The 23,518-nt window shown below is 32.4% G+C and carries 21 protein-coding genes; 7 read left to right on the top strand and 14 right to left on the bottom strand.

The genetic code is table 11. The features are described from left to right. Positions 1-75 precede the first annotated feature (75 nt). From ABXT64_RS07060 to ABXT64_RS07040, 5 genes are all read left to right on the top strand, one after another. Complete coding sequence (locus ABXT64_RS07060) at positions 76-3,039, top strand: lamin tail domain-containing protein (protein WP_443632230.1); 2,964 nt, start codon at positions 76-78, stop codon at positions 3,037-3,039. Between the two features lie 103 nt (positions 3,040-3,142). Continuing rightward, the gene (locus ABXT64_RS07055) at positions 3,143-3,856 is read left to right on the top strand and encodes a DUF4956 domain-containing protein (protein ID WP_443632229.1); all 714 of its coding nucleotides are present in this window, start codon (positions 3,143-3,145) and stop codon (positions 3,854-3,856) included. Continuing rightward, positions 3,843-4,850, top strand: coding sequence for an HlyD family secretion protein (locus ABXT64_RS07050; protein WP_443632228.1), 1,008 nt, complete (start codon positions 3,843-3,845; stop codon positions 4,848-4,850). Before ABXT64_RS07055 ends, ABXT64_RS07050 begins: the two co-directional genes overlap by 14 nt. 16 nt (positions 4,851-4,866) lie before the next feature. Then, positions 4,867-6,150 (top strand): hypothetical protein, encoded by a 1,284-nt coding sequence (locus ABXT64_RS07045; RefSeq protein ID WP_443632227.1) that lies wholly within the window; start codon positions 4,867-4,869, stop codon positions 6,148-6,150. A 90-nt stretch (positions 6,151-6,240) separates the two neighbouring features. Then, the gene (locus tag ABXT64_RS07040; RefSeq protein WP_443632226.1) at positions 6,241-7,251 is read left to right on the top strand and encodes a glycoside hydrolase family 113; all 1,011 of its coding nucleotides are present in this window, start codon (positions 6,241-6,243) and stop codon (positions 7,249-7,251) included. On the opposite strand, the gene ABXT64_RS07035 is transcribed toward ABXT64_RS07040, so the two are convergent. From ABXT64_RS07035 to ABXT64_RS07000, 8 genes are all read right to left on the bottom strand, one after another. Next, positions 7,248-7,955 (bottom strand): TIGR04283 family arsenosugar biosynthesis glycosyltransferase, encoded by a 708-nt coding sequence (locus ABXT64_RS07035; RefSeq protein WP_443632225.1) that lies wholly within the window; start codon positions 7,953-7,955, stop codon positions 7,248-7,250. The two genes, ABXT64_RS07040 and ABXT64_RS07035, sit on opposite strands and share 4 nt — an antisense overlap. Further along, positions 7,948-8,820 (bottom strand): DUF547 domain-containing protein, encoded by an 873-nt coding sequence (locus tag ABXT64_RS07030; RefSeq protein ID WP_443632224.1) that lies wholly within the window; start codon positions 8,818-8,820, stop codon positions 7,948-7,950. The genes ABXT64_RS07035 and ABXT64_RS07030 overlap by 8 nt, the downstream gene beginning before the upstream one ends. 60 nt (positions 8,821-8,880) lie before the next feature. Next, complete coding sequence (arsM, locus tag ABXT64_RS07025) at positions 8,881-9,849, bottom strand: arsenosugar biosynthesis arsenite methyltransferase ArsM (protein ID WP_443632223.1); 969 nt, start codon at positions 9,847-9,849, stop codon at positions 8,881-8,883. Positions 9,850-9,937: 88 nt separating this feature from the next. Then, positions 9,938-10,750: a purine-nucleoside phosphorylase gene (locus tag ABXT64_RS07020; RefSeq protein ID WP_443632222.1), complete on the bottom strand. Its 813-nt coding sequence runs from the start codon at positions 10,748-10,750 to the stop codon at positions 9,938-9,940. After that, entirely contained in the window at positions 10,747-11,373 is a 627-nt protein-coding gene (locus ABXT64_RS07015) for a TIGR04282 family arsenosugar biosynthesis glycosyltransferase (RefSeq protein ID WP_443632221.1), read from the bottom strand. Before ABXT64_RS07015 ends, ABXT64_RS07020 begins: the two co-directional genes overlap by 4 nt. Continuing rightward, entirely contained in the window at positions 11,366-11,869 is a 504-nt protein-coding gene (locus ABXT64_RS07010; protein ID WP_443632220.1) for a rhodanese-like domain-containing protein, read from the bottom strand. The genes ABXT64_RS07015 and ABXT64_RS07010 overlap by 8 nt, the downstream gene beginning before the upstream one ends. A gap of 10 nt (positions 11,870-11,879) precedes the next feature. Continuing rightward, a complete protein-coding gene (gene arsS, locus ABXT64_RS07005; protein WP_443632219.1) occupies positions 11,880-12,935 on the bottom strand; it encodes an arsenosugar biosynthesis radical SAM (seleno)protein ArsS in 1,056 nt (351 codons plus the stop codon). 81 nt (positions 12,936-13,016) lie between these two features. After that, positions 13,017-13,355, bottom strand: a complete 339-nt coding sequence (locus ABXT64_RS07000) for an arsenosugar biosynthesis-associated peroxidase-like protein (protein WP_443632218.1) — start codon at positions 13,353-13,355, stop codon at positions 13,017-13,019. Between the two features lie 274 nt (positions 13,356-13,629). On the opposite strand from ABXT64_RS07000, the gene ABXT64_RS06995 reads away from it, so the two are divergent. After that, positions 13,630-14,874 (top strand): cation:proton antiporter, encoded by a 1,245-nt coding sequence (locus tag ABXT64_RS06995; RefSeq protein ID WP_443632217.1) that lies wholly within the window; start codon positions 13,630-13,632, stop codon positions 14,872-14,874. A gap of 16 nt (positions 14,875-14,890) precedes the next feature. Then, entirely contained in the window at positions 14,891-15,457 is a 567-nt protein-coding gene (locus tag ABXT64_RS06990) for a pseudouridine synthase (protein WP_443634935.1), read from the top strand. A 442-nt stretch (positions 15,458-15,899) separates the two neighbouring features. Here the strand turns inward: ABXT64_RS06990 and ABXT64_RS06985 are convergent, their stop codons facing one another. From ABXT64_RS06985 to ABXT64_RS06960, 6 genes are all read right to left on the bottom strand, one after another. Continuing rightward, the gene (locus ABXT64_RS06985; protein ID WP_443632216.1) at positions 15,900-16,688 is read right to left on the bottom strand and encodes a DUF3050 domain-containing protein; all 789 of its coding nucleotides are present in this window, start codon (positions 16,686-16,688) and stop codon (positions 15,900-15,902) included. Positions 16,689-17,517: 829 nt separating this feature from the next. Next, positions 17,518-18,702, bottom strand: coding sequence for a Kelch repeat-containing protein (locus ABXT64_RS06980; protein WP_443632215.1), 1,185 nt, complete (start codon positions 18,700-18,702; stop codon positions 17,518-17,520). A gap of 358 nt (positions 18,703-19,060) precedes the next feature. Next, positions 19,061-19,525, bottom strand: coding sequence for a helix-turn-helix domain-containing protein (locus tag ABXT64_RS06975; RefSeq protein WP_443632214.1), 465 nt, complete (start codon positions 19,523-19,525; stop codon positions 19,061-19,063). 366 nt (positions 19,526-19,891) lie between these two features. Continuing rightward, a complete protein-coding gene (locus ABXT64_RS06970; protein ID WP_443632213.1) occupies positions 19,892-22,621 on the bottom strand; it encodes a M60 family peptidase N-terminal accessory domain-containing protein in 2,730 nt (909 codons plus the stop codon). 92 nt (positions 22,622-22,713) lie between these two features. Continuing rightward, positions 22,714-22,926, bottom strand: coding sequence for a winged helix-turn-helix domain-containing protein (locus ABXT64_RS06965; protein ID WP_443632212.1), 213 nt, complete (start codon positions 22,924-22,926; stop codon positions 22,714-22,716). A 66-nt stretch (positions 22,927-22,992) separates the two neighbouring features. Continuing rightward, positions 22,993-23,448: an MBL fold metallo-hydrolase gene (locus tag ABXT64_RS06960; RefSeq protein ID WP_443634933.1), complete on the bottom strand. Its 456-nt coding sequence runs from the start codon at positions 23,446-23,448 to the stop codon at positions 22,993-22,995. Between the last annotated feature and the right edge of the window lie 70 nt (positions 23,449-23,518).

Here is a 23,518-nt window from a genome sequence, read left to right as displayed (position 1 = left end):
TTATAATTTATACGCTTTTTGGAATGAAAAACCCAAAACTCTAATGAGATAATTATTTATTTAAAACGAACTGTTATGAAAAAAAGTATTACTATTATTTTGTTGTTATTTTTATTTAGTCCTATGATGGGTCAAGTAATTATCAATGAATATTCCGCATCAAACTTATCTAATTATGTTGATAATTACGATAGTCAGGAAGATTGGATAGAACTTTTTAATACTGGAAATACAAGCGTAAATTTATCTGGATATTATTTAAGTGATTCGTCCGATGACCCTACAAAATGGGCTATCCCAAGTGGACTAGTTATTCCTGCCAATGGATATCTAGTGTTTTGGTGTTCAGGAAGGGATGAGTCTTTAGGCAATAATCATCACACTAATTTTAAATTAAAACAGACTAAAAATAATCCTGATCATGTTGTTTTTTCAGATACTAATGGGACTATAATTAATGATTTCGAATTACAGAAAACACAAGTAGAACATTCAATGGGTAGATACCCGAATGGATCTTCAACTTGGAAGATTTTCTTAAGCCCATCGTTAGGGAATTCAAATAACGGTTCAAATTTCACTTCCTATGCATCAACTCCAGAAATGAGTTTAGACGCAGGGTTTTATTTGGGGACTCAAACTTTGGAAATAACAACAAGTGAACCAAATTCATTTATCAGGTATACAACAAACGGAAACATTCCTAATGGAGGTGACCCATTATATACTGGACCGTTAACAATAGATAATACACAAATTGTAAAAGCAATAGTAATTTCTCCAGATTCTGAAATTTTACCAAGTTTTATCACTTTTAATACCTTTTTTATTAATGTAGAACACACATTACCTGTTTTATCAACTTCCGCTAATGAGCTTACCGTTTTATTAAATGGAAATATTAATCTTAGGCCACATGGTACTATTGAATATTTTGACACAGATGGCGAAAGAAAAGATTTTGGATATGGAGAATACAATAAACATGGGCAAGATTCCTGGCAATTTGACCAAAGAAGTTTCGATTATATTGCGCGAGACGAAATGGGATATCACGATGCGATTAATGAAAAATTAATGAGTTTATCTGAGCGTGAAAGTTATCAAAAAATAATAATTAGAGCTTCTGGTGATGACAATTATCCAGGAATAGATAGTAGTGCTCATATGCGAGATGTTTTTATTCAAAAATTAGCAAATAAAAACAATCTTAATGTCGACATGAGAAGAGGAGAACGTACTGCTGTGTATGCAAACGGTCAATTTTGGGGTGTATATTCCATACGAGAAAAAGTAAGTGACGCTGATTATACAAATTATTATTATGGTCAAGATAAATACAATACTCAATACTTAATGAATTGGGGTGGTACTTGGGCTCAATATGGGGGTTCTCAGGCATTTACTGACTGGAATACGATTCATGACTATGCTAAAAACAATGATTTATCAAATCAAACTCATTACGAATATGTAGCAAATGAAATTGATGTAACAAGTCTTGTTGATTATATTTTAATCAATTCGTATGTTGTTTGTACCGACTGGATTAACTGGAATACATCTTGGTGGAGAGGTTTAGATCAAGAAGGAGAGCACCTGAAATGGGGCTATGTATTGTGGGATGAAGACGCCACTTTTAATCATTATATAAACTATACAAACGTACCTAATGAAAATGCAGATGCAGAACCTTGTTATCCTGAAGGTATTTATTTAGACCCTGAAGAACATATCGTTTTATTAAATAATCTTCTAGAAAATGATGAATTTACTCAATACTATATCACACGTTATATGGACTTGATGAATACCGCTTTCCAAGAAGAAGAAATGATCGGTGTGTTAGAAGGAATAGAAAATTCTTTGATTCCAGAAATGCCTCAACATTTTTCTAGATGGGGAGGAAATATGGATCAATGGCAAGGAAATGTTCAAAAAATAAAAGATTTTATAGGCGATAGAAATGAATACCTCCCAGAAGGATTAAACACTTGCTATAATCTAACAGGCCCTTATGATGTAACCCTTGAAATAGAGCCTGAATTTGCAGGTCAAATTAAATTTAATTCTATCACAATTGAAAATGATGAATATCCTTGGACAGGACAATATCATGGAGGAGTTGATATGCTAATTAAAGCGGTTCAAAGTAATCCAAATTATGTTTTTGATCATTGGGAAATTGATAATCATACTGTACCCGACAACAGTCTTACAGATATTAGTTTATTACTAACGCAAAGCGATAATATTAAAGCTGTTTTCGCCCCTAGTGGAGGGAATGATATTGTTATAAACGAGATTAACTATAAAGATGCTTTAGATTTTGAAGTAAAAGACTGGGTAGAACTTTATAACAATGGTTCTTCAGCAATAGATATTTCAAATTGGGTATTTAAAGATAGTGATGATCTTAATGAATTTGTGATTCCAAATGGAACCATCATGCAACCAGATTCTTATTTAGTACTTGTTAGAAGCTTAGTCGATTTTCAAGCTTTATTCCCAGCTGTAAGCCCAGTATTAGGGGATTTAAGTTTTGGATTAGGCGGAGGAGGAGAATTAATTCGTTTATTTGACAACTCAGGAATATTGGTTGATTTTGTTGAATATGATGATGTAGATCCTTGGCCAATTGAAGCAGATGGTAATGGACCTTCCTTAGAGCTTATTAATCCTAATTTAGATAATGCGTTGCCTGAAAATTGGCAAGCATGTGCTTCAGTGGGATCTGAACATGGAACACCAGGTGAGACTAATTCAGATTGTAATCTTGGAGTAGATGACTTCAATAATATAGAAGTAACTATTTTTCCTAACCCGATGAATACTGTAACTACAATTATGGTTACCAATAGTGTTTCACAATTAAAATTAGCTGTTTATGATCTTTTAGGAAGAGAAATAATTCAAATGGAATCTAATTCAAATATTTTTACTCTTGAAAAAGGAAACTTGACTTCTGGATTATATATTTTGAAAATTACAACAGATGAAAACACAATTGTTCATACTGAAAAGTTAATTGTGAAATAAATTATTTATTATTGGTATCCATGATGTTTTAGGAAGAGAAGTTTATTTTTTCAATAAATAATTCTTTAATTTTATAACAGTTTTACTAAAAACATTACTATTTATGTTCGATTTATCCAGCCTAACTAATAATCTAGAAGGCTCAAGTATTGTCAATATTATCGTTATTGCATTAGTTTCTTTTGTACTTTCCTCTTTAATTGCTTTAACCTATGAAAGGACCTCTCGAGAAATAGAAAGACCTCAACATTTTATTCAATCTTTAATTTTAATTTCAATCCCAGTAGCAACCGTAATGCAGGCTATTGGAGATAGCTTAGCTCGTGGACTAGGGATGTTAGGCGCCTTGGCAATAATACGATTTCGAACTACACTAAGAAACCCTAGAAACATGGTTTTTATGTTTACCTCTATTTCCGTAGGAATTGCGGCGGGAGTCTATGGAATAGCTATAGCTGTGGTTGGAACATTAGGGTTTTGTTTAGTAGTCACCGTTATTCATTTTTCTCCGCTAAGTAAAAATGATCATATTATCGGTACGCTTCAATTTGAAATCTCAAATGCCAATCTTTTAGAAGGCAATATGGGGGATAGAATTATTGAAATATTAGAAAGCTATTGCAAAAAAGTAAGCCTATCAAAATATAGAATTAATAACAAAAAAAAGAGCGGTGAAATTATACAAATGGTTGTTTTTGAATATAAAATAAATATTGATAGTAAACATAAGTCAACACAGATGGTCAATACGTTGTTACAAGAACATGGGATATTTAATGTAAGAATTAACTTTAGAGACGATCATGAAAAAATTTAATCTTATCTATATCGCCGCCTTTTCAGTTTTTATCATTTTACTGATTTCCTTAAATGTAAAAATAGATAACTCTGTAACTTTTTATGGTTTTGCTGAAAACAAAGAAACTGAAATTAGTATGGAGAATTCAGTTGAAGTAAAAAACATAAATGTAACTACAGGTCAAAAGGTGAAAAAAGGAACTGTGCTTTTAGATGTTTTATCCTCTAGTTTACCTATAAAAATAAGTAATACAGAATATAGCATTGAAGAATTGCAAACCAAATATAGCCTTTGGAAAACTGACTTAGACTGGAGAATTAGTCAATATAATATTGAATTAAATGAAAAGACGAGTAAAATCCAATCTCAAATTGATCAATACAATGCAGAAATAGATCAAAACAAAAAATTAGCAGAAAGCATTCAAAGTATTGAAAATGTAACTTCTGATGAAGGAAATATTAAAAACCCAATTTTTTTAAAGATTGATGCGTTAAAAGAAGAATTAAATTTCACTAGAAATATCATTACCACCGAAATTAACAACTTAAAAAGTGAACGTTTTGCAAGTAATAACCCTCTTTTGTCCCAAATAAAAAGTCTTGAAGGTGAATTAGAATATTTCCAAGAAAAAAAAGAAAAGCAAATCATCACTGCTCCTACAGATGGATTAATAGGAAATGTACATTGTAAAGAAGGAGAAAAAATACCTTCATTTGCTACTCTAATTACTTTTTACGAAGAAAGCCCAACATTAGTAATTGGCTATATTCACGAAGATCTTATACTCAGAATTAACATAAACGATACCATAGATATCTTTTCAAGCTCACGTCCCGATATTCAAAACACTGGGGTTGTTAAAACATTGGGTTCACGTATTGTTGAAATTCCACCAAGACTCCGTAAAATAAAAGAATTAAAAACTTTTGGAAGAGAAATTATAATTGAAATACCTCCAGACAATCCATTTCTTCAAAAGGAGAAAGTGATTTTAAACTTAAAAGATTAAAACTATACGACTCGCTATGTTTCTATCTCTGCTACTAAAACTCCAAAAAAATAAATTTATACTCTTACTATTAATAGGAAGTTTTATTCCTTCTTTAAAAGCACAGAATACGGTATCAATTTCCGATTATTTACGAGCAGTTAAAGATTCTAATCAATTCAAATTAGACGCTAAAAATGTTTCTTCATTAAACGATTATCATTATAATTCTCCTTTATTAAAAAGTGTACAGTTTAGAACTGAATCTAGAGATCTATTATTAAAAAGACAAGAATATGCTTTAAGAATTAAGCCCAATAGCCTTGAAGCTATTTCACGTCAAAAAAAAATGTATACCGATAGAATTTCAGAATATGAAATTGAAACTCAATTAAGTTTTAATGAAGACCTTGAAAAAAGATACTTGTTACTCATTGAGTATATATTTACAGATAAATCCATTGATCTATTTGAAGAAAAACAACTACAGTTAAGAGACAAACTAACTATTTTAAGTAAAAATGTGTATCACACAAATTTTGATGTTAAAGATTTGATTGATGCCGAAGACGAATTATTAGAGACTAATTTAAAGCTTATAAATCTTAAAGAAAAAAAGTTAAATCAACAGGCACTAATTAATGAATTATTAAATGCTGAAAATGAATCTTTCAAAATAATTACAGATGATTTCATCACTGCGCAACAAATTATTGAAACCAATCTTTCTGATACCAATTCAAATGAAAACCTTGTTATTTCTCTTCAAAAATTAAAATTAAATAATTTAGAAAATGAAATGAAAATGGAAGTTGCAGAATCTAAATTAGTATTAGATTATGTACAAGCAAAATATGGTGGAAAAAGAAGCTTTCTTTTTGATGAAAATTTCTCGATAGGTATTGGAATTAATATTCCGTTTTTTGGTGAAGCAAGACAAAAGAAAGGAGATTTTTATTACGAAAAACTGAGCGAAGAAAGCAAAATTGCACTACTTACACAAAAAAATAGTTTAAATCGAAGATTTGCTGTCAGCTCTTTTAAATTAGCCATTACAAACTACCAAACGCTAGCCAAACAAAATGAGGAAAGTAGTGTCACTTCCTTGTTAAAAAACTATCAAAGTATGGAAGGGGTTTCTCCCTTACTTTTATTGAATTTAAAAATGCTTCAACACAAAAAAAAGATTGAAATATATAAATTTGAACATGAACTTTATAAAGCATACATTAAATTTTTAATAGGCAGAGATGTTTTATTTCAAAAACCTTTGCTTAATTATTTATCTACTAATTTTGAGCCTTTAAATTTATCAGATTAAGAATTTCCCCTTTTTATTTCTTACAATTTTGTTAAGATGAATTTACTTCCCTAAAAATATTTGTAATTTGAGCTTTAATCAAACTCAAATATGAAACGAGCAATACAGTTAAGTTTCTTATTCATCACTTCTTTTCTTTTTATTAGTTGTGCTCAAACTAATAAAAAAATTAATGGAGTGAGCTTTGTAGCTTCTCCACAAGAAGCTCAACAAGAAAATATTCACCCACTCCTTCAGTTAAATGCAAATCATGCTTCAATCATGCCTTTTGGGTTTATAAAAAACACAACACATCCCGAACTTATTTATAACAGTGAACGACAATGGTTTGGTGAAACTTTAATAGGTGCAAAACAATATATTGAACTACTCCATAAAAACAAGATTCAAGTAATGATAAAACCTCAAATTTGGATTTATCATGGAGAATTTACTGGCTATTTAAAAATGAATTCAGAAGAAGACTGGAAACTGCTAGAAGAAACCTATAAAGCATTTATATTAGAGTATGCACAATTAGCCCAAGACACCAATGTGATGCTTTTTTGTATCGGCACTGAATTAGAACAATTTATTAAGCACCGCCCACAATTTTGGAATGGTTTAATTAAAGAGGTTCGAGCTATTTATAAAGGAAAATTAACGTATGCCGCTAATTGGGATGAATATAAACGGGTTCCGTTTTGGAATGATTTAGATTATATTGGTGTTGATGCTTACTTTCCAATTTCTGAAAATAAAACTCCTTCGATTGAAGAATCTCGAAATGCATGGTTGCCTTGGAAAAGAGAAATGATTGAGCTAGCTGAAACTACAGAAAAGAAAATATTATTTACGGAATTTGGATATCGAAGTGTAGATTATTCAGGAAAGGAACCTTGGGTGAGTGATCGCAGTATGAACAAGGTAAATCTAGAAGCACAAAACAATACCACACAGGCACTTTTCGAAGAAGTATGGCATGAACCTTGGTTTGCAGGTGGATATATCTGGAAATGGTTTATAAACCATGATAAAGTAGGTGGAACTGATAATTTCATGTTTACACCTCAAAATAAACCTGTGGAAGCAATCATCCGAGAATATTACAAAAAATATTAAGAAGCTATATGCTTTTTATAATAAGCATATAAGTTGTCTGCACTAGCACCCATCCATCTCTTTACATAAATCGTCCAAAAATGATATTGTAATTTACATATTCCTTTTTCTTCATATAACCTTGCAGAGGTTGTTAACCACTCTTGAATGACGGTAAATTGTTTTCTTTTATAAAGTTCATTAATCAATATATTGTCTTCATAAATGGTGAAATCTTCGTTATAACCTCCTATTTCTTCAAATAAATTTTTTGTAATAAATTGAGATTGATCACCTCCCCTACATGCTCTCCATCTAAATTGGGTAAGCCAGGATGCCAATCGCAACCACCAATGTTGATGATCAAATTTCATTTTAAAACAACCTGCTAAATTTCCCTTTTCAATTTCTTCAATTATAAATGCATCAAAATTATTTGGAGGAAAGCTATCTGCATGTAAAAAATAAAAAATAGTTCCGGTAGCTTTTAGACTTCCAAAATTCATTTGTTTTGCTCTTCCTTTTTCTGAAGAAATAACTACTATATTTTCATGTTTTTCTGAAAAAGTTGAAGCTATTTGCAATGATTGATCTACACTACCACCATCCACAACAATAATTTCTGAAACATTTTTTTTAGAAGAATTATCTATAAGGTATTGGAGCAAACTAACGATGTTATTTGCTTCATTAAGTATAGGAATAATAATAGAAATTTTATTCATTTAAATCCCAAATATACTCTTTAAACGACTTTTTTGCGTTTTGAGAAATGGTAATTTCTGAATATTTATTTAAAAAATCAATTAAGCTTCCCTCCTTTTTAAAATCTTTTGAAAACCATTTGAAAATTTTAGACAATTGAATTGAATTTTCACTCAGATTATTTCGGGTTGAATCACTTAAAAACTCTTTTGTTGCAGCATCGAGTTGAGCATTAACTGTTGCTGCAACAAATGCTTCATTCTGTAATTTAGGACATGAAAAAGAGGCGCAAACAATTCCGAAGTGAACCCTAGGATCGTCCATTTTTCGTAAAATTTTATGTTCGATGTCGTTTAGTGTAAACCATTTTTCGCCTAGTTTAATAAATCTAAAATCCCAAGGGCTTTCAATATCCTTAATGCTTTTCAAAGGATATCTATCGACAATTAATTGTACAGTATATGCATTATAAGCATTGATCCAATAGGCTAATTTATCTTCTTTAGACCAGGTATCATCTGGGGTTTTTTCCGAAAGAGAAATTAAATAGTTTTTTAAAATTGAATAGTCACTTTTAAACCCTTTATAGTTTACATTTCCTTTTTCTGAAACGTGTTTATTAAGAAGGTCATTCCAAATTGTATGGTCGAATATCTCAGTTTGTGTGGTTTCAGTAATTACCTCTGTTTCTGAAATAGTATCATTTTGAATTACGACTTCAGTTTCAGTAATAATCTTAATAGCAGAGACTGAATCTGTTTCAGTTTCATTTACAACCTCTTCTACTGCTACAACCTCAGCAATTGGTTCATTCACCACTTTTTTAGAAGCATCACAAGAATTCAAAACCATTATTGCAGATACCATCAAAACACTAAAACTCATAAAATTCATTTTTTTCATTATAGGTTATTAAGTCGTAAAATGATGGCTTAAATTTAATTTTTAGCAACAACCTCCACCATCATAATGATAAGTAGATTCACTAATAAATATATCATCTCGGTTTAAAGAAGCTATATCACCTGCAGTTTTATCGCAAATAGCTATGGGTTGATTTTTTAATAATATATGCCCTTTTTTATCATCAAGGTATTCATCATCACCAAAATAAATAGCTGCTTTTCCTGTAAAAATACAAGGACCATCTTCAGGCATAGGATCTTTAATGGCAGCAATTTCTATACTTTCAATATAAATTAATTCATCTGTTGGGTAATTTTTTGGGTCTAAAATACGATACGGTTTACGAGCTCTAATTTCAATAGTTCCAAAACCAACATCGGTTAAAGCCTTTACATATTCAGCAATAGGTAAGCTACCACTTAAACATAAAGCTCTTAGGCGCGCATCATCTCTTAATGCATCATTCATGGGCTGTTCACAAGTAGGATCACTCATCACTAATCGTCCATGAGGTTTTAATACACGGTACATTTCTTCAATTGCTTTTTTTAAATCTTCAGCTTTAAATATATTGAACAAACAATTTTGTGCCGCTACATCAATACTATTATCTTCCACTGGAAGGTGTAGGGCATCTCCTTTTTTTAAATCTACAAATTCACTTTTAAACCAAGGGTTTAATGCCTCCGCTTCTTCAAAATTTTTCCTTGAAGCTTCCAGCATTTCATCAACAACATCAATACCAATTACACTCCCTTTTTGTCTTGAGAAGTAGGCAAATTGCAACAGTTCCATTCCTCCACCAACTCCTACATAAAGGGTTTTAGGATTATTGGTGAGATCTCTAGAATTTACAGTACTTCCACAACCATAATTCATTTCCTGCATAATTTTAGGAATTTTTAGACCCGGTAATTCCCAAATAGGATTAGTGGTACAACAAAGTCCCACATCAGGTGTTAAGGCTGCTTCTTTATATATATCGTGTGTCGTTTCTAAATAACTCATGTATTCAAATTATGTGTTTTGTAAAATATTTTTGTCGCATTAAAAGTAAGGTCTTTACAATTTTATGAGGATAACAATTATCACTTAACTATAACGTTTTTATTAATGCTGAAAAAATGGTAATCATATCGGGCTCTGCTTTTCCTGCCATGGCAATTATTTCTTCTATATTGACGGGCGCTAAATTATCTGGATCGCATTCATCAGTTATAACTGAAACCGCAGAAACAGGAATATCTAGATGATTGGCAACGATTATTTCAGGTACGGTACTCATTCCAACAGCATCGGCTCCAATAATTGATAAATATCGATATTCGGCACGTGTTTCTAATTGTGGTCCAACCACACTTGCATACACACCTTTGTGAATATTTATATTATTATCTGTTGCAATCTGTTCAATTTTTGCATTCATTTCAGCATTATATGGAGCACTCATATCTACAAAACGTTCGCCCATTTTTTCCACCCCTTTAAATGCTAATGGAGAACCTCCTTGTAGGTTAATATGATCATCGATCAACATAATTTCTCCCTTTTTATAAGAAGTATTTATCGCTCCTGAAGCATTACTTACTAGTAATTTTTTAATTCCTAATTGATGCATCACACGAATTGGAAAAGTAACATCTGTTAGACTATAGCCTTCATACAAATGAAAACGTCCTTGCATGATCACCACTTTTTTTCCTGAAAGTGTTCCATAAATTAATTTCCCTTTATGAAACTCTACAGTTGCCGTTGGAAAATTAGGAATATGATTATAGCTAACTTCACTTTCGATCGTTACGTGATCTATTAATAATCCTAATCCTGTACCTAAGACAATACCTATTTCGGGTGACTCAAATCCTCTTTTCAATAAATAATCAACTGATTCTTGAATATATTTTATCATGCTTGTTTTTTTATCTCACTATTATTTATAAAATCTTGAAATACCTCAACATCTTTAATATCATCATAAATATCGATATCATTTCGTATGGGCAACAATTTTACAGATTCATCTTTTAAATTAACCAAAGTATCTTTTAATACTGAATCTGATCCCCAATTTTTATGCCGAAATATGGATGTTTTTAATTGTTTCATTCCTAAAAGATAATACCCTCCATCTTCGGCTGGCCCTAAAACAAAGTTATGCTTTTTTAATTCTGAAAAGGCATTTTCAATATCGCTTTGAGAAAGATCATACATATCACTTCCTATGATGATTATTTTTTTAAACCCTTCCTTAAAACCTTGCTGAAATGCATGCATCATCCGCAAACCTAAATCATCTCCAAATTGTTGTTTTTTAATATATACCTTAGAATCCCAGAGATCATTTTCTCGAATTTTAACCGAATAATGTACTTGTTTTGTAACTGCTAATTGAGTAGTAATATTAAAAGTATGTTTCAATAAAAACGTATAAATTTCTAAAGCAGGTGTATCTCCAATAGTCTTAGCTAGGCGTGTTTTAACTTTTCCTAATTCTGGATTCCTTGTAAAAATAATAAGCAAACAATCATTCATATACCTTCACTCCTTTAAGCGACCATTTACTCCATATTTTTGAATAAACATGGATGTTTTCTGTTTCTCTATTTGTAGAATCGAGTATTGGAAACCCTTTATTTTTCCATTCAAAAATACCTCCGTACAAATTCTTAACATTCGTATACCCCATCTTTTGAAGTTTCTTACTAATTCTATCTGAACGAATACCTACGGAACAATATACAACGATTGGTGTGTCTTTATCTGAAACCTGTGCATCAAAATATTTTTTAGAGAATTTGTTAAATCCTACAAATTTCGCTGATTCAATATGACTTACATTATACTCTGAAGCTTCTCTACTATCCAAAATAAGGATACTATCACTCAATTGTATATTCCGTAATTCTTCAATCGAAATATATGCTACAGGATTAATATTATTAGTTTTTAATAATTCATCTAGAGACACTTGTGCATTCACAGCAAATAAGCTAAAAATAATAGTTATTAAAACAATATAAGGTTTCATTTAGATAAGATTAAGCAACAGATCCTTGACAACTACTCCCTGCACCAGCAGTACATCCATAACAATGTTGTGAGATCATAATATCTCGGTCATTTAATACTTCTTCGTTATAATTAGATATATGTTTTACTTTACTTGCAACTTTTAACCCTAACATCTGATTAAAATCGCAATCGAACAGCCAGCCATCCCAACTTATTGAAATCGTATTGGTACACATTACATTTTCTACAGCAGCTGGATTATATGCTTCAACTAATTGATACATGTAATCTTCATAGTTTTCAGAAGCAATTAAATAATCTAAAAAACGAGATATTGGCAGGTTTGTAATTGAAAATAAATTATGAAATTGAATATCAAAATCTTCTAATAGTGCTTTTTTAAAGTCTTTTTCCATACTCACTTGGTCTCCTGGTAAAAATGCACCACTCGGATTATAAACCAAATCGAGTTTTAAAGAACTTTCTGGCATTCCATACCCTAAAGCATTTAAATCTTGTAATGCTTTTATAGATTTATCAAAAACACCATCTCCTCGTTGCTTGTCTGTTTTTCCACGTGTCCAATGCGGCATAGAACTCACCACATGAATATTGTGTTTTTTAAAGAATTCAGGTAAATCATAATACTTTTTATTTGCACGAATAATGGTTAGATTAGAACGTACAATAATCTCTTTAATTCCAGCTTTACAGGCTTCTTCAACAAACCATCTAAAATTTGGATTCATCTCTGGAGCACCTCCAGTAAGATCTAAGGTTGTAGCTTGGGTGTTTTTAATCACCTCAAGACATTGTAACATGGTCTCTTTGGTCATTATTTCTTTACGATCCGGACCTGCATCTACATGACAATGTTCACAAACTTGATTGCACATATACCCCAAGTTAAGTTGAAGAATTTCTAGTTTTTTAGGACGTAATGGAAATTGATTTGACTCTTTTATTTTTGTTGCAAACTTTGGTAATTCATTGTTTCCAAATATACCGTTAGAAAGAATTTCAAGTTGTCTTTCTGTATTTGCTAATTCGCTATTTTGTTTTTTTAGGGACTTCGTTGCCATTCAGTTTAAATAAATCTTTATAAAGTAATCACCTTCTATTAATTTGATGTAAAATATATGGTCGTTATAGCTAATGCCATCTTACATACTTAATTTATTATATTTATTCATCATTTGCACTCCATGAACTAGGGTTGCTCCACTTTCGATAGCAGCTCCAACATGGACAGCCTCCATCATTTCTTCTTTAGTAACTCCTCTTTGTAAACCATCTTTGGTATAAGCATCGATACAATAAGGACATTTAACTACATGAGAAACAGCAAGTGCAATTAAGGATTTTTCTCGCGCAGTTAATGCGCCTTCTTCAAATACTTTTCCGTAGTAATCGAAAAATTTGGTTCCTAATTCTTCACTCCATTCGGATATATTCCCAAATTTCCGAAGATCTTTTGGATCGTAATAAGTATTATCTGCCATAATCGTATATTTTTCTTAGATGGTAAATATAACTATTAGTCTCTTTAAAGAAAATTTGCTTACCAAAGTTTATTGTATTACTCCTGTAAAAAGACTTCCATTGCAATTCAAGTCTTCATTTTTTTAAAACTGAAAAAATTCTGAAACAAGAAAAAAAATAGTACTATTCTCATAATGAAGCTGGTTAGTTATAATGTAAATTTAATAAAATAAAAAAACTAAGTAAATCAAATTTATAAGTATCCTTTATCTTAGCCTTTTTCAAACAAAATTTATGGATTACTTTTTTATTATTACAGTTCTTGTCGTTTTATCTGCACTATTCGGATATTTAAATGTTCGTGTATTAAAACTTCCGAATACCATAGGGTTAATGTTAATCACTATTTTATTTACTCTAGCTGTATTTGTACTGAGTTATTTTGATTCCACCTTATTAAATGCTGAAAAATATATTATAAGTCAGATAAATTTTGAAACTGTTTTACTAGATGTTATGTTGAGTTTCTTGCTCTTTGCAGGAGCCTTACACACCAATTTTGAACAATTAAAAGTACAACGGTGGCCTGTGTTTCTATTTTCAACTTTAGGTGTGTTAACCTCAACATTTTTAGTTGGGATTGTCACTTTTTATCTATTACCAACTGTAGGCCTAGAGGTATCATTTATTTATTGTTTATTATTTGGTGCATTAATATCTCCAACAGATCCTATTGCAGTTTTAGGCATTCTAAAACAAGCAGGGGTTCCTAAAAAACTAGAAACAAAAATAGTTGGAGAATCTCTTTTTAACGATGGTGTGGGTGTTGTTGTCTTTTTAACTATTTACCAAATTGCAAAACTTGGAAGTGATAATGTTACAGCAATTGAAGTTGCACAATTATTTGGGCAAGAAGTTATTGGTGGAATAGTGTTAGGAGCGATCTTAGGTTGGGTAACCTACCGACTCATGCGATCTATAGATGACTATGACATAGAGGTTATCATAACTTTAGCTGCTGTTATGTTAGGTACAGTCATTGCTCAAAAACTGCATTTATCCGCACCTTTAGCAGTGGTAACTACAGGTCTAATTGTAGGTAAAGATACCGTCCGTAATTCTGCAATGTCTAAAATTACTGAAAGCTATGTAGATAAATTTTGGGAGTTAATCGACATTCTATTAAATACAATACTATTTGTATTAATAGGAATGGAACTTCTAGTGCTTACTTTTGAAACTAGTTATATAATCGCTGGGGTGATATCAATTCCATTAGTGCTTATTTGCCGTTATATCTCTTTACTAATTCCTGTAAATATTTTCAAAAAGAAATTAAATTTTGTTCCAAATACCACTCTTATCATGACATGGGGAGGACTAAGAGGAGGTATTTCAATTGCATTAGCTTTAGGGTTAACTCAAGAAATGCATCGTGATTTATTTTTGGTGATCACCTATGTTATTGTTGTTTTCTCTATCATAGTTCAAGGTTTAACCGTAGGAAAGTTGGTGAAAAAGCTAAAGAAAGAAGAATAGTTTGACTCAAGAAAAAATACATCGCCATTTTATACTTCATAAACCACACGGCTATTTAAGTCAGTTTATTGTCAATGGAAAAAAGAAAAAGCGCAACAAGTTATTAGGTGAATTATACAATTTTCCTGAAGGAACTATGTCAATTGGTAGATTGGATAGGGATTCTGAAGGATTATTGTTTCTTACTACAGACGGAAAAGTAAGTTATGAAGTATTGAGTGCTAAATTTGAAAAGGAATACTACGTTCAAGTTGGTGGACTTATTACTGAGGAAGCGATACAACAATTACAAGAAGGAGTCGAAATAGGATTTAGTGGTCAAAAATATAGGACCAAGCCTTGCAAAGCATCAAAAATTGAAGCACCTACTTTTCTCCCAATTGAAGACCGTCATGTTAGAGATGAACGACATGGCCCCAAAAGTTGGGTTTCGATTACAGTTAGGGAAGGAAAATTTAGACAGGTACGCAAAATGACCGCAGCTGTTGGGTTTCCAACCCTTCGATTGGTGCGTTATCGAATTGGAAATCGTATTTTAAATCAAAATGTTGGGGAAGTGTTTGAGGTTGAGGGGTTAAATTAAGTATTAGTTTAATACTTTCACACACTAATTAAAGACATTATGAAAAAAATTTACTTAATTACTTTTTTATTATTTACCTTTTAACTCAAGCTCAAACTGTAGATATTCCTGATGTAAATGTTAAAGCACTTCGGTGTTCATTGTTGATTTTGGTTGCCTTATATATTATGTCGTGATAATAAATTGCAAATAATAATGTATCTAAATTCTCAACTTTGGATTTGACTTTATCCAATTCTATAAACATATTTTCTAAATGCTCAAGATTATGGTAGTGACGATATTTTGATGAATAATTATTATCAATTTCGTTCCAACACTCTAAGTTATAATTTTCGTTGTCCGAGTATTTTTTCATTAAATTCAGAAACCTTTCTTTCACTCTCTCGGTTTTTCTCGTATTGCTCACAACGGTCTGTATAGAAGGTCGTTTTAATACCTTTTACACCATGTTATATGCTGGTTTTAGTTTTTGTATTATATCATTAATTGCATCCCAAAGGCCAATTCTCTTGACCAATGATTGTTTTGCGACTGTTAACGTATCACTCCATTTTTGATCGTCATTACCGCATAGTTCTGAAATCATCTTAAGAGATAGTGGTCCGTGCTCATCCCCATCTAATTCTATATGTCTTTCAAGGTAATATGTCAACTTGTTGTATGCTGTATTTTCCGAATCAGTAGATTTCAGAATTTCAATAAACATATCTGGGATAACATCTTCTCGTCCAAATGTGAAAGCAGAAGCTATAAGGTGAGCTTTGCTAGTTTCAATAATTGAAAAAGAAAATTTCACAAAATCAGCTACTCTTTTATCTATATTGATTTCGCTTAATGAATATTCAATTGATTTTCCAGATTCAATAAGTTTTATGAAATTATTAATCTCGTTTGTTTTTCCATTGGCTTGAGTCATTGCATCCAAATACATTTCAAAATGACTTTTAGGTTCTCCTAATTCATTGATGTCACTTTCTTCTCCGTGTACGATTTCATTTATGAATCTAGAAAGAGTTGGGTTTTTAGATGGAATCCAAGGAATTTGAACATTTGTCAATTCTATTTGAAGGGATTTTAAAAGTGACATAAAGTCCCAAACAGCAAATACGTGATTCTCCATAAAAACTCTAATGTCATCTATGGTCTTTAAATTTTCATAAAGTTTATGATTCTGTAACTGATTTCTTAATTCTGAAATCTCATTTTCTATATGATGTATTCTATTCATTTTCTTATTTTTGCTTGCATATAACGGCAGTTTGTCTAAAAACCGACATTTAATTTTTTGTATATCAAATTTAATGTAATAATAGCAATATTTTGGGTTTGACGGGAAATATATGTAAGCCAAGATATTTTTGGCTCTAGAAGCTTATAAGTAGCTCTTTTGAGGGTGAAAACAATAGAAAAACGAGCCATTATCTCTATTAATTTTTCTAACCCAATGATATTCATAATTCTTTTCAGATTATAGGCTATGAAAATAAAGCCAACATCTGCAGAGGCTCTCTTTATGGTTTTCTTTGTCATGATATGGTCAAAACCCCATTATCTTTTCATAGTGCCAAAAAGATGCTCCACAAGAGCTTGTCTTTGTGCGTATATTTCAGGGTTTTTGGCAATATTACTTTTGTTTATTTCGAGTGCTTCTGAAAACTCATGACGCTCAATTATTTTTTGATACTTAGTTTTAGTAGACCTTCTCCTGGAAGGGAGTTACGTCTTTTCTTTACTATGTTTATAATTTGCTGTTCTATTTCTTTACGCTTGTCTGCTCTATTTTTATACTTATAATAGGCATCACGTTTAAGACCAAAACAATGTGTTATAGTTGTTAAAGAAGCAAATCCATTAGATTTCTCTTTTGCTTTGATTAAGGCTTTATACTTAGCCTTTTTTCAGTACAAGTCATAATTGTGGGTAACGTGTTTGTGTATGAGTAGTAGCGGATTAAAATGCAATTGCTTTTCGGACAACAATATACCTAATTAAATGCAAAAACGGTTTGGATAAAACCAAACCGCTATTACTTTTATAAATTGTTATGGGCTGGGATTTTATTTTCCTTTTATTATTTTGTCAATTACTTTTTGGCCAGAGCCTAAGTCTTTGATTTCAATAAGATAAATACCAAGAGGTAAGGTTTGAATTTCAATTACAGACTTATTTGTTGTACTGATAATTACTCTTCCATTTAAGTCGTAAATATTAGCATCGTAATTTAGGTTTCCTGGAACATCAATGTTGATAATATCTATTGCCGGATTTGGATAAATATTAATAGTTGAATTTGTTAATTCATGAGTCGATAAAACCGAATTCAAATCAAATTTATAAATCTCTGTTACAAATTCTGAAAAACTAGTGCCATTTATAACATAAACCTCTCCATCAATGATGAAAGAAGCAGGAGCCCAACGAGATCCCTCAGGGTGAGGAGGCAATTCATCCCATGTATTTGTAACAGGGTCATAAGCCCAAAATTCCCCAGTATTCATAGAACCGTGGTTTTCTCCGTCACCACTTAGCACATAGCCTAAGCCATCATAGGAAAATTGTGTCCCAGCCACTCGCCCTTCTGCTGGTAATGTTGCTACTTGAGTCCAAGCTTCCCCAGCAATGTCATAACGAAACCAATCATTAAAGATACCGTTCCCATGTCCTAATCCCGTATAAACGTAATCGCCAATGCCAAATTGATACGGATGATGTCTCTGTAGTGAAGGTAAATCATCTTTTTGAGACCAAGTATTTAATGCAATATCATACTCCCACCAATCATTCATATTCCCTGATGAACTACTTCCTAAACCTACAAATACTTTCCCGTTATGCGCTATCATAGCCGGGTGCGTTCTTTCTGCACACGGGCAAGAGGCCAATTCTGTCCAACTCATATTCGAAGGGTCAAACACCCATAAATCATTTAATCGTGATGTGCCATTATTTCCAAACCCAAAGTATGCTTTCCCATCCCAAGTATCACCAATCGCAAAACCACGAGCCTCACCGGGAAAAGGGGTAAGCTCTGTCCAAGAATCGGTTACAGGGTTGTACTGATAAAAATCATCTCGTACTCCGAAATCCGAATTACCAGCGACAATGTAGCCCATGTCGTCAAAACTAAATGCAAAAGAGTGATGAGTTTCATTAAAAGCATTAGGTAAAGAAGTTACTTGTACCCAGTCTTGCGCTTGTACTTGGAAACACATACATAGAAAAAAAATATAAACTAATTTCATGATAAAGTGGTTTGTTAATGAATAATTATTTGTGGAGGCCGTCCCGTAATGCGGCTTCCGAATTCTTGTAAATAAACGAAATAGTGTTGAGTGTGCAATACGCTTAAGGGCTTATTTTATAATGCGATAAGTTATTAGTTGCTACCAAAAGACAGATTGCTTGTAATGACCTATCTAGTTTTTTTCTTGCCCATAACGGTTTTGTGTATGATTAGTGGCGTGTTTTAGCAAATAAAAGCCGAATAGAAAATCCGCGATGATTTTCGTAAGAAGGCGAGAAGCAAGCAATAAATTATATACGGCGTTGTCTTTAGTGCTTTTGACAAGTTCTGTAATTCGTTGAATGTAATTAAAAGTACTATTCCTTTTTGAATTTTCTGTCAATTATTTTTCTTTTCCATTTTTCTCCAAAGAAATCAAAATAATTAAGAGAATAAACTCCTAGAAAAATTGCCCAAAAAATTAACATGTAAAGAAAGAGAAACCAACCTTCTGAATCTGATTCAAAAATTGCAATAATAAAAAACGTAACCAAACTAAATATAGCTAGTACAAGAATTTTATAAAATCCTTTTACATTTTGAACATATTCTTCTTCTTTTCTAATTTGTTCTACTTCTTCTTTCTTATCAGAATCAGCAATATTAGTTTCAAAAACAGATGCTAAAGATTTCAATGATTCTAAACCAGCATTTTCTCCATTTTCTATTCGTTGAATAGTTCTTATGCTTAAACCGCTCATTTCCGCCAATTGTTCTTGCGACCAATGACGCTCTAATCTCATTTTTTTTATATCTCTTAAGTTAGTTGTGTTAGAATTCATATTCTTAGTGTTTTAAGTTTTATGCAAATCTAAATATTAACTTCTCCTTTATATTGTAAGCAGTAAGTCACATGTATGACAAAGATATGACAGTAATCTGACACGCACTAAATTCCGTATTAATTCCATTTTGTACTTTAGTAATAATTCAGTTTTTTTTGATTAAAACGACTACATTTATAAGCTGAAAATTTGCTGACCTATAAAAAGACAACATATTTGTGTATGATTTCGTTGTGTGGTTTAGGAACTAAAGTTAGCAAATAAATCACGGATTGAAAGTCCGCGAGGACTTTCGCAAGTAAGCTAGAATTAGTAATGAATTATACGCAGTGTTCTATGCAGCTCTAGTTCCATTGGCTATTTCTATCTCAAAACAATAACTCGTTTATTCATTTGTGCACCATCAGCCAATTCAATTTTCAGTATGTAAATACCGTTGCTTAGTCCATTTACATCTAGTATACGATCCGCTTTTTGATACTGTTTAATTACCTGACCATTTATCGCAATCATTTGTAGCGTTTCTATTTGAAAACTATGATCTGTCACATCAATATGGATTTCTGTCGAAGCAGGATTGGGGTAAATTAATATCCCTTGCAGAAGCTCCTCTGATATACCAAGGATTGGAAATTCAGCAGTGGCTTCACAGCCATCGAAATCAATTACAGTTACCGTCTGAACATTACCAGTTATCTCGATTGAAATGTCATATGGTTCTACGCCTCCTGTTACTATAACCTCTCCACCTACCATGGTGATGTTCATCGTATCCAGCAAGCAACAAACATCTGTAGTTTCATTTGAAGGTGCACCATTTGGATAATACAGTTCAATAATGTCCTGAAGGATGTCGATTCTTTGCTGTGCTTCGGCGGTATCGTAAGTCAGTGATTTTTGGTAGTGCCATCCTACACCGTAATCAGGAGTTGCGGTAGGTCCATCTGTGAATAGATTTGGATATACGATTAGGGCGTAGGCAACGAATGCAGAGTTGTCCACAGGAATCAGGGCAAAATAATCTTGCAGTCTATCGTAAATGGTTTGAGATGGGACAATGTCAATTTGATCCAATGCGTCTTGTAATGCGACAGGGTCTTGTGGAAGAATTCCAAAAACATGAAATAATGGACGTAAATCCACTTGCGCAGCGGCAGACATACGGAGAATTCTACTGTCAATATCTTGGTTATTAATACCATGGTCTATTCCGTTTTCGAAGTCGATGTATTCTTGCTTCCAGAAATTTCTTAGTGGGCACCAGTCTAATATATTTACTATTTCAAAATAGTGACCGTATCCTCTATGTTGGTAACGTACTTCATCATTTGTAGTATTTGAAATATCCCGCTCCGCACCAAAAGTATTTGACACCATTCGGTGTGTTGCTGTTCTATCAATATCAAAAGTATTAGGAACAAAACTATATTTCACGGCTTCATTGAGTTCTTCATTCAAGCCATAATTCATAGCCATGATGTATGGAAAATTGACCAACGCTTCCACTTCTCCCGGAAATTTGGTCATTGCCAAGGCATGCCCAGATTCATGAAAGTTTACCTCATCATCTGGCCCTGGTCCGTTAAGAAAGAAAGGATAATCAGCGGGATACCATTCCAGCGGTGAATTTGACATCGGATAACCAATTGAAAAAGCCGAACTTCTGATATTTACATCAGGAAGCATATACATATTGTGCTTGTCTGAAACAATATCTCGAGCCATGATAGAATTGACACCCTGTAAAGCCGTATCCCAGTCTAGCAGGGCTTGCATGAGGTCATATTGACCTGGCACAATGGAATTTGAATAGATGCTGAACATAACATTGTCAGTTTCAAAGACAGCCCAAGGTCCGGGCTTGCTCAATTCAGCATTGAAGTCAGGTGTTTCATAAAACGACTTCAAAGAAAAGAAAGGGCACTCTACGCCATTGGTGACACTTACCTCTACAATCCCCACATCCGCTCCGTAGGGAACAAGAATGGAGATGGCGCCACCAAATGGATTGAAAACCTCAATGGTGGTATCGTTAATAGGAAATTTTTTCGTGATTCTGTCCAATCGCTTAAATTGGTCTCTGTTGGTCAAATCCCATTCATGCGAACCAACTCTTACGTAATAATCTTGACCCACCAAGCTATTGGGAACTGTAACGGTAGCTACACTTCCAGGAGCAAGATAAAGTCCAGTTGGTCTAAGAGCGTGATTAGTATTATCCCCGTTGATGTCGAAGTAAGGATTGGTTCCATCCGGATCTGCAAAATTTGCTCGGATAAGCACAGAATGACTAACCGTTGGATCTATTGGCGGATCTACGTGTCCAGGAAAGGTGTGACTGGTGTTGAATACCCATCCATCAATATGTTCTGGATATTCTAAATATCCCTCTGGTGTCATTGCCGCATCGAGTATTCCTTGCTGAAGCGCAACCATAGCCCTTTCCATTCCAAGGCCAGGATCGACGACCGGATCTTTTGAAAAGCCGTTTACGGTATTAGGAGTAGAGAAAAGCGGACCTATTTGGTTGTCATAATCCTCGATTACACTTTTTGCAAGCAATATTACCAATTCGTTACGAAGACATTCAGGTTGTGCCTGGAGAATATCTCTAATATTAAGGAGTTCTGGTTCAGTAAGGGTCGCGATACCGTTTATGTGATTTTGCAAATCAATTAAAGCTTCCGATGTTTCACAGGGAGTATTTGTGGTGAAAGTGGCATAAGACCCAATATCATCAGAGCCGCTTGAAACAAGAAAATCATCTACATACAGCCAATATCCACCTGGCGCATAAATACCATCTCCGTAGTCATCATATATTTCAAAAACAACACTATTTTCAGTAGCTACACAAACTGTTTCTGAGTAGTTGGTAAAGTTTTCATAAACACCTTCTTGACCCCCTTGCATAACGATATCCCCATTTTCATAGGATAAAGTCCAATAGTTTTCGAAACCATAATTATCGGTTAGAATATCTACTCTAATTTCAACTTGGCCTGCAGGGCATTGTGCGAAGCTGTAGTTTGTGAAAAGTGCTATAATAAAACTTACTAGTATTGTTCTTCTCACAAGAAAAATATTTTTCATAGTTTTTTATTTTTTACAAATCTGCAATAATTATATCTAAAAATATTCACGTTTAGGTGTGAATATAATGACTTCAAGGCTTTCTTGAAAAATTATACGTTATTATTTGAAATTTCAATTGCTTTTTTTATAAGTAATACTTTTTTGTATTTAGTTTCTTTAAGCTTAAGAAACGAATACATTCTTCTTAGTGAAGAGCCAATACCGTCAATGCTTAAGAATACTTTTTCAGATATTTCTTTGTTGCTTACTTCTGGATTATCTAAAAGAACGTTTAATACACTCCAATCTGTTTTATTGAGCACTTCGCTTAGTATACTAAGTATAACATTATTATAGTATTAGGAATTTATATAGATTGTGGTTATTAATTATAAATCATATAATTCATTAATTCTCCCAATATTAAACCCTTGATCTAAAACATTTTTAGCTTCATTATTTTTTAAGTCAATTACAGGGTTTGTATGGTTGAAATGAATAAATATTACTTTTTTTCTTTCTATAGAATCTAGTGTTTTAAACATTTCAAGGCTTTCAATTATAAAAGGATGTGGGATTTGAGAAACATCGCGATTATTTATTTCTTTTCCACTATAAAATGTAGCATCTAAAAAGGCATAATCTACTTTCTTAATTTCCTCTACAATACTTTTATCCCACTTATTCCATTTGTCAATATCTGGTATGAATAATGCAGTTTTATTAGGTCCTTTAATTCTGTAACCAACCGTTTCAGTATATTCATCTCGATGTGACACTAAAAAAGGAGTAACTATTAAATTTGGTGTAAGAGAAATTGATTGTTCCTTTTCAATTTGAGTCAGTGAAATATTTTTATTGGTTTATCCTTTTTAGTTCCTTTGCAATTTTGGCATGTTGCATTTTTTGGACCAA

The organism is Candidatus Marifrigoribacter sp. Uisw_064 (genome assembly GCF_047730175.1).
Classification (GTDB): domain Bacteria; phylum Bacteroidota; class Bacteroidia; order Flavobacteriales; family Flavobacteriaceae; genus Marifrigoribacter.
The sequence above is the reverse complement of the archived record's forward strand: the minus strand, read 5'-3'. Positions and strand labels throughout refer to the sequence as shown.

What these genes read in the sequence shown, in the direction of transcription:
- ABXT64_RS07060 (WP_443632230.1), top strand. Translation starts at nt 76, where the DNA reads ATGAAAAAAAGTATTACTATTATTTTGTTGTTATTTTTATTTAGTCCT.
- ABXT64_RS07055 (WP_443632229.1), top strand. Translation starts at nt 3,143, where the DNA reads ATGTTCGATTTATCCAGCCTAACTAATAATCTAGAAGGCTCAAGTATT.
- ABXT64_RS07050 (WP_443632228.1), top strand. Translation starts at nt 3,843, where the DNA reads ATGAAAAAATTTAATCTTATCTATATCGCCGCCTTTTCAGTTTTTATC.
- ABXT64_RS07045 (WP_443632227.1), top strand. Translation starts at nt 4,867, where the DNA reads ATGTTTCTATCTCTGCTACTAAAACTCCAAAAAAATAAATTTATACTC.
- ABXT64_RS07040 (WP_443632226.1), top strand. Translation starts at nt 6,241, where the DNA reads ATGAAACGAGCAATACAGTTAAGTTTCTTATTCATCACTTCTTTTCTT.
- ABXT64_RS07035 (WP_443632225.1), bottom strand. Translation starts at nt 7,955, where the DNA reads ATGAATAAAATTTCTATTATTATTCCTATACTTAATGAAGCAAATAAC.
- ABXT64_RS07030 (WP_443632224.1), bottom strand. Translation starts at nt 8,820, where the DNA reads ATGAGTTTTAGTGTTTTGATGGTATCTGCAATAATGGTTTTGAATTCT.
- arsM (WP_443632223.1), bottom strand. Translation starts at nt 9,849, where the DNA reads ATGAGTTATTTAGAAACGACACACGATATATATAAAGAAGCAGCCTTA.
- ABXT64_RS07020 (WP_443632222.1), bottom strand. Translation starts at nt 10,750, where the DNA reads ATGATAAAATATATTCAAGAATCAGTTGATTATTTATTGAAAAGAGGA.
- ABXT64_RS07015 (WP_443632221.1), bottom strand. Translation starts at nt 11,373, where the DNA reads ATGAATGATTGTTTGCTTATTATTTTTACAAGGAATCCAGAATTAGGA.
- ABXT64_RS07010 (WP_443632220.1), bottom strand. Translation starts at nt 11,869, where the DNA reads ATGAAACCTTATATTGTTTTAATAACTATTATTTTTAGCTTATTTGCT.
- arsS (WP_443632219.1), bottom strand. Translation starts at nt 12,935, where the DNA reads ATGGCAACGAAGTCCCTAAAAAAACAAAATAGCGAATTAGCAAATACA.
- ABXT64_RS07000 (WP_443632218.1), bottom strand. Translation starts at nt 13,355, where the DNA reads ATGGCAGATAATACTTATTACGATCCAAAAGATCTTCGGAAATTTGGG.
- ABXT64_RS06995 (WP_443632217.1), top strand. Translation starts at nt 13,630, where the DNA reads ATGGATTACTTTTTTATTATTACAGTTCTTGTCGTTTTATCTGCACTA.
- ABXT64_RS06985 (WP_443632216.1), bottom strand. Translation starts at nt 16,688, where the DNA reads ATGAATAGAATACATCATATAGAAAATGAGATTTCAGAATTAAGAAAT.
- ABXT64_RS06980 (WP_443632215.1), bottom strand. Translation starts at nt 18,702, where the DNA reads ATGAAATTAGTTTATATTTTTTTTCTATGTATGTGTTTCCAAGTACAA.
- ABXT64_RS06975 (WP_443632214.1), bottom strand. Translation starts at nt 19,525, where the DNA reads ATGAATTCTAACACAACTAACTTAAGAGATATAAAAAAAATGAGATTA.
- ABXT64_RS06970 (WP_443632213.1), bottom strand. Translation starts at nt 22,621, where the DNA reads ATGAAAAATATTTTTCTTGTGAGAAGAACAATACTAGTAAGTTTTATT.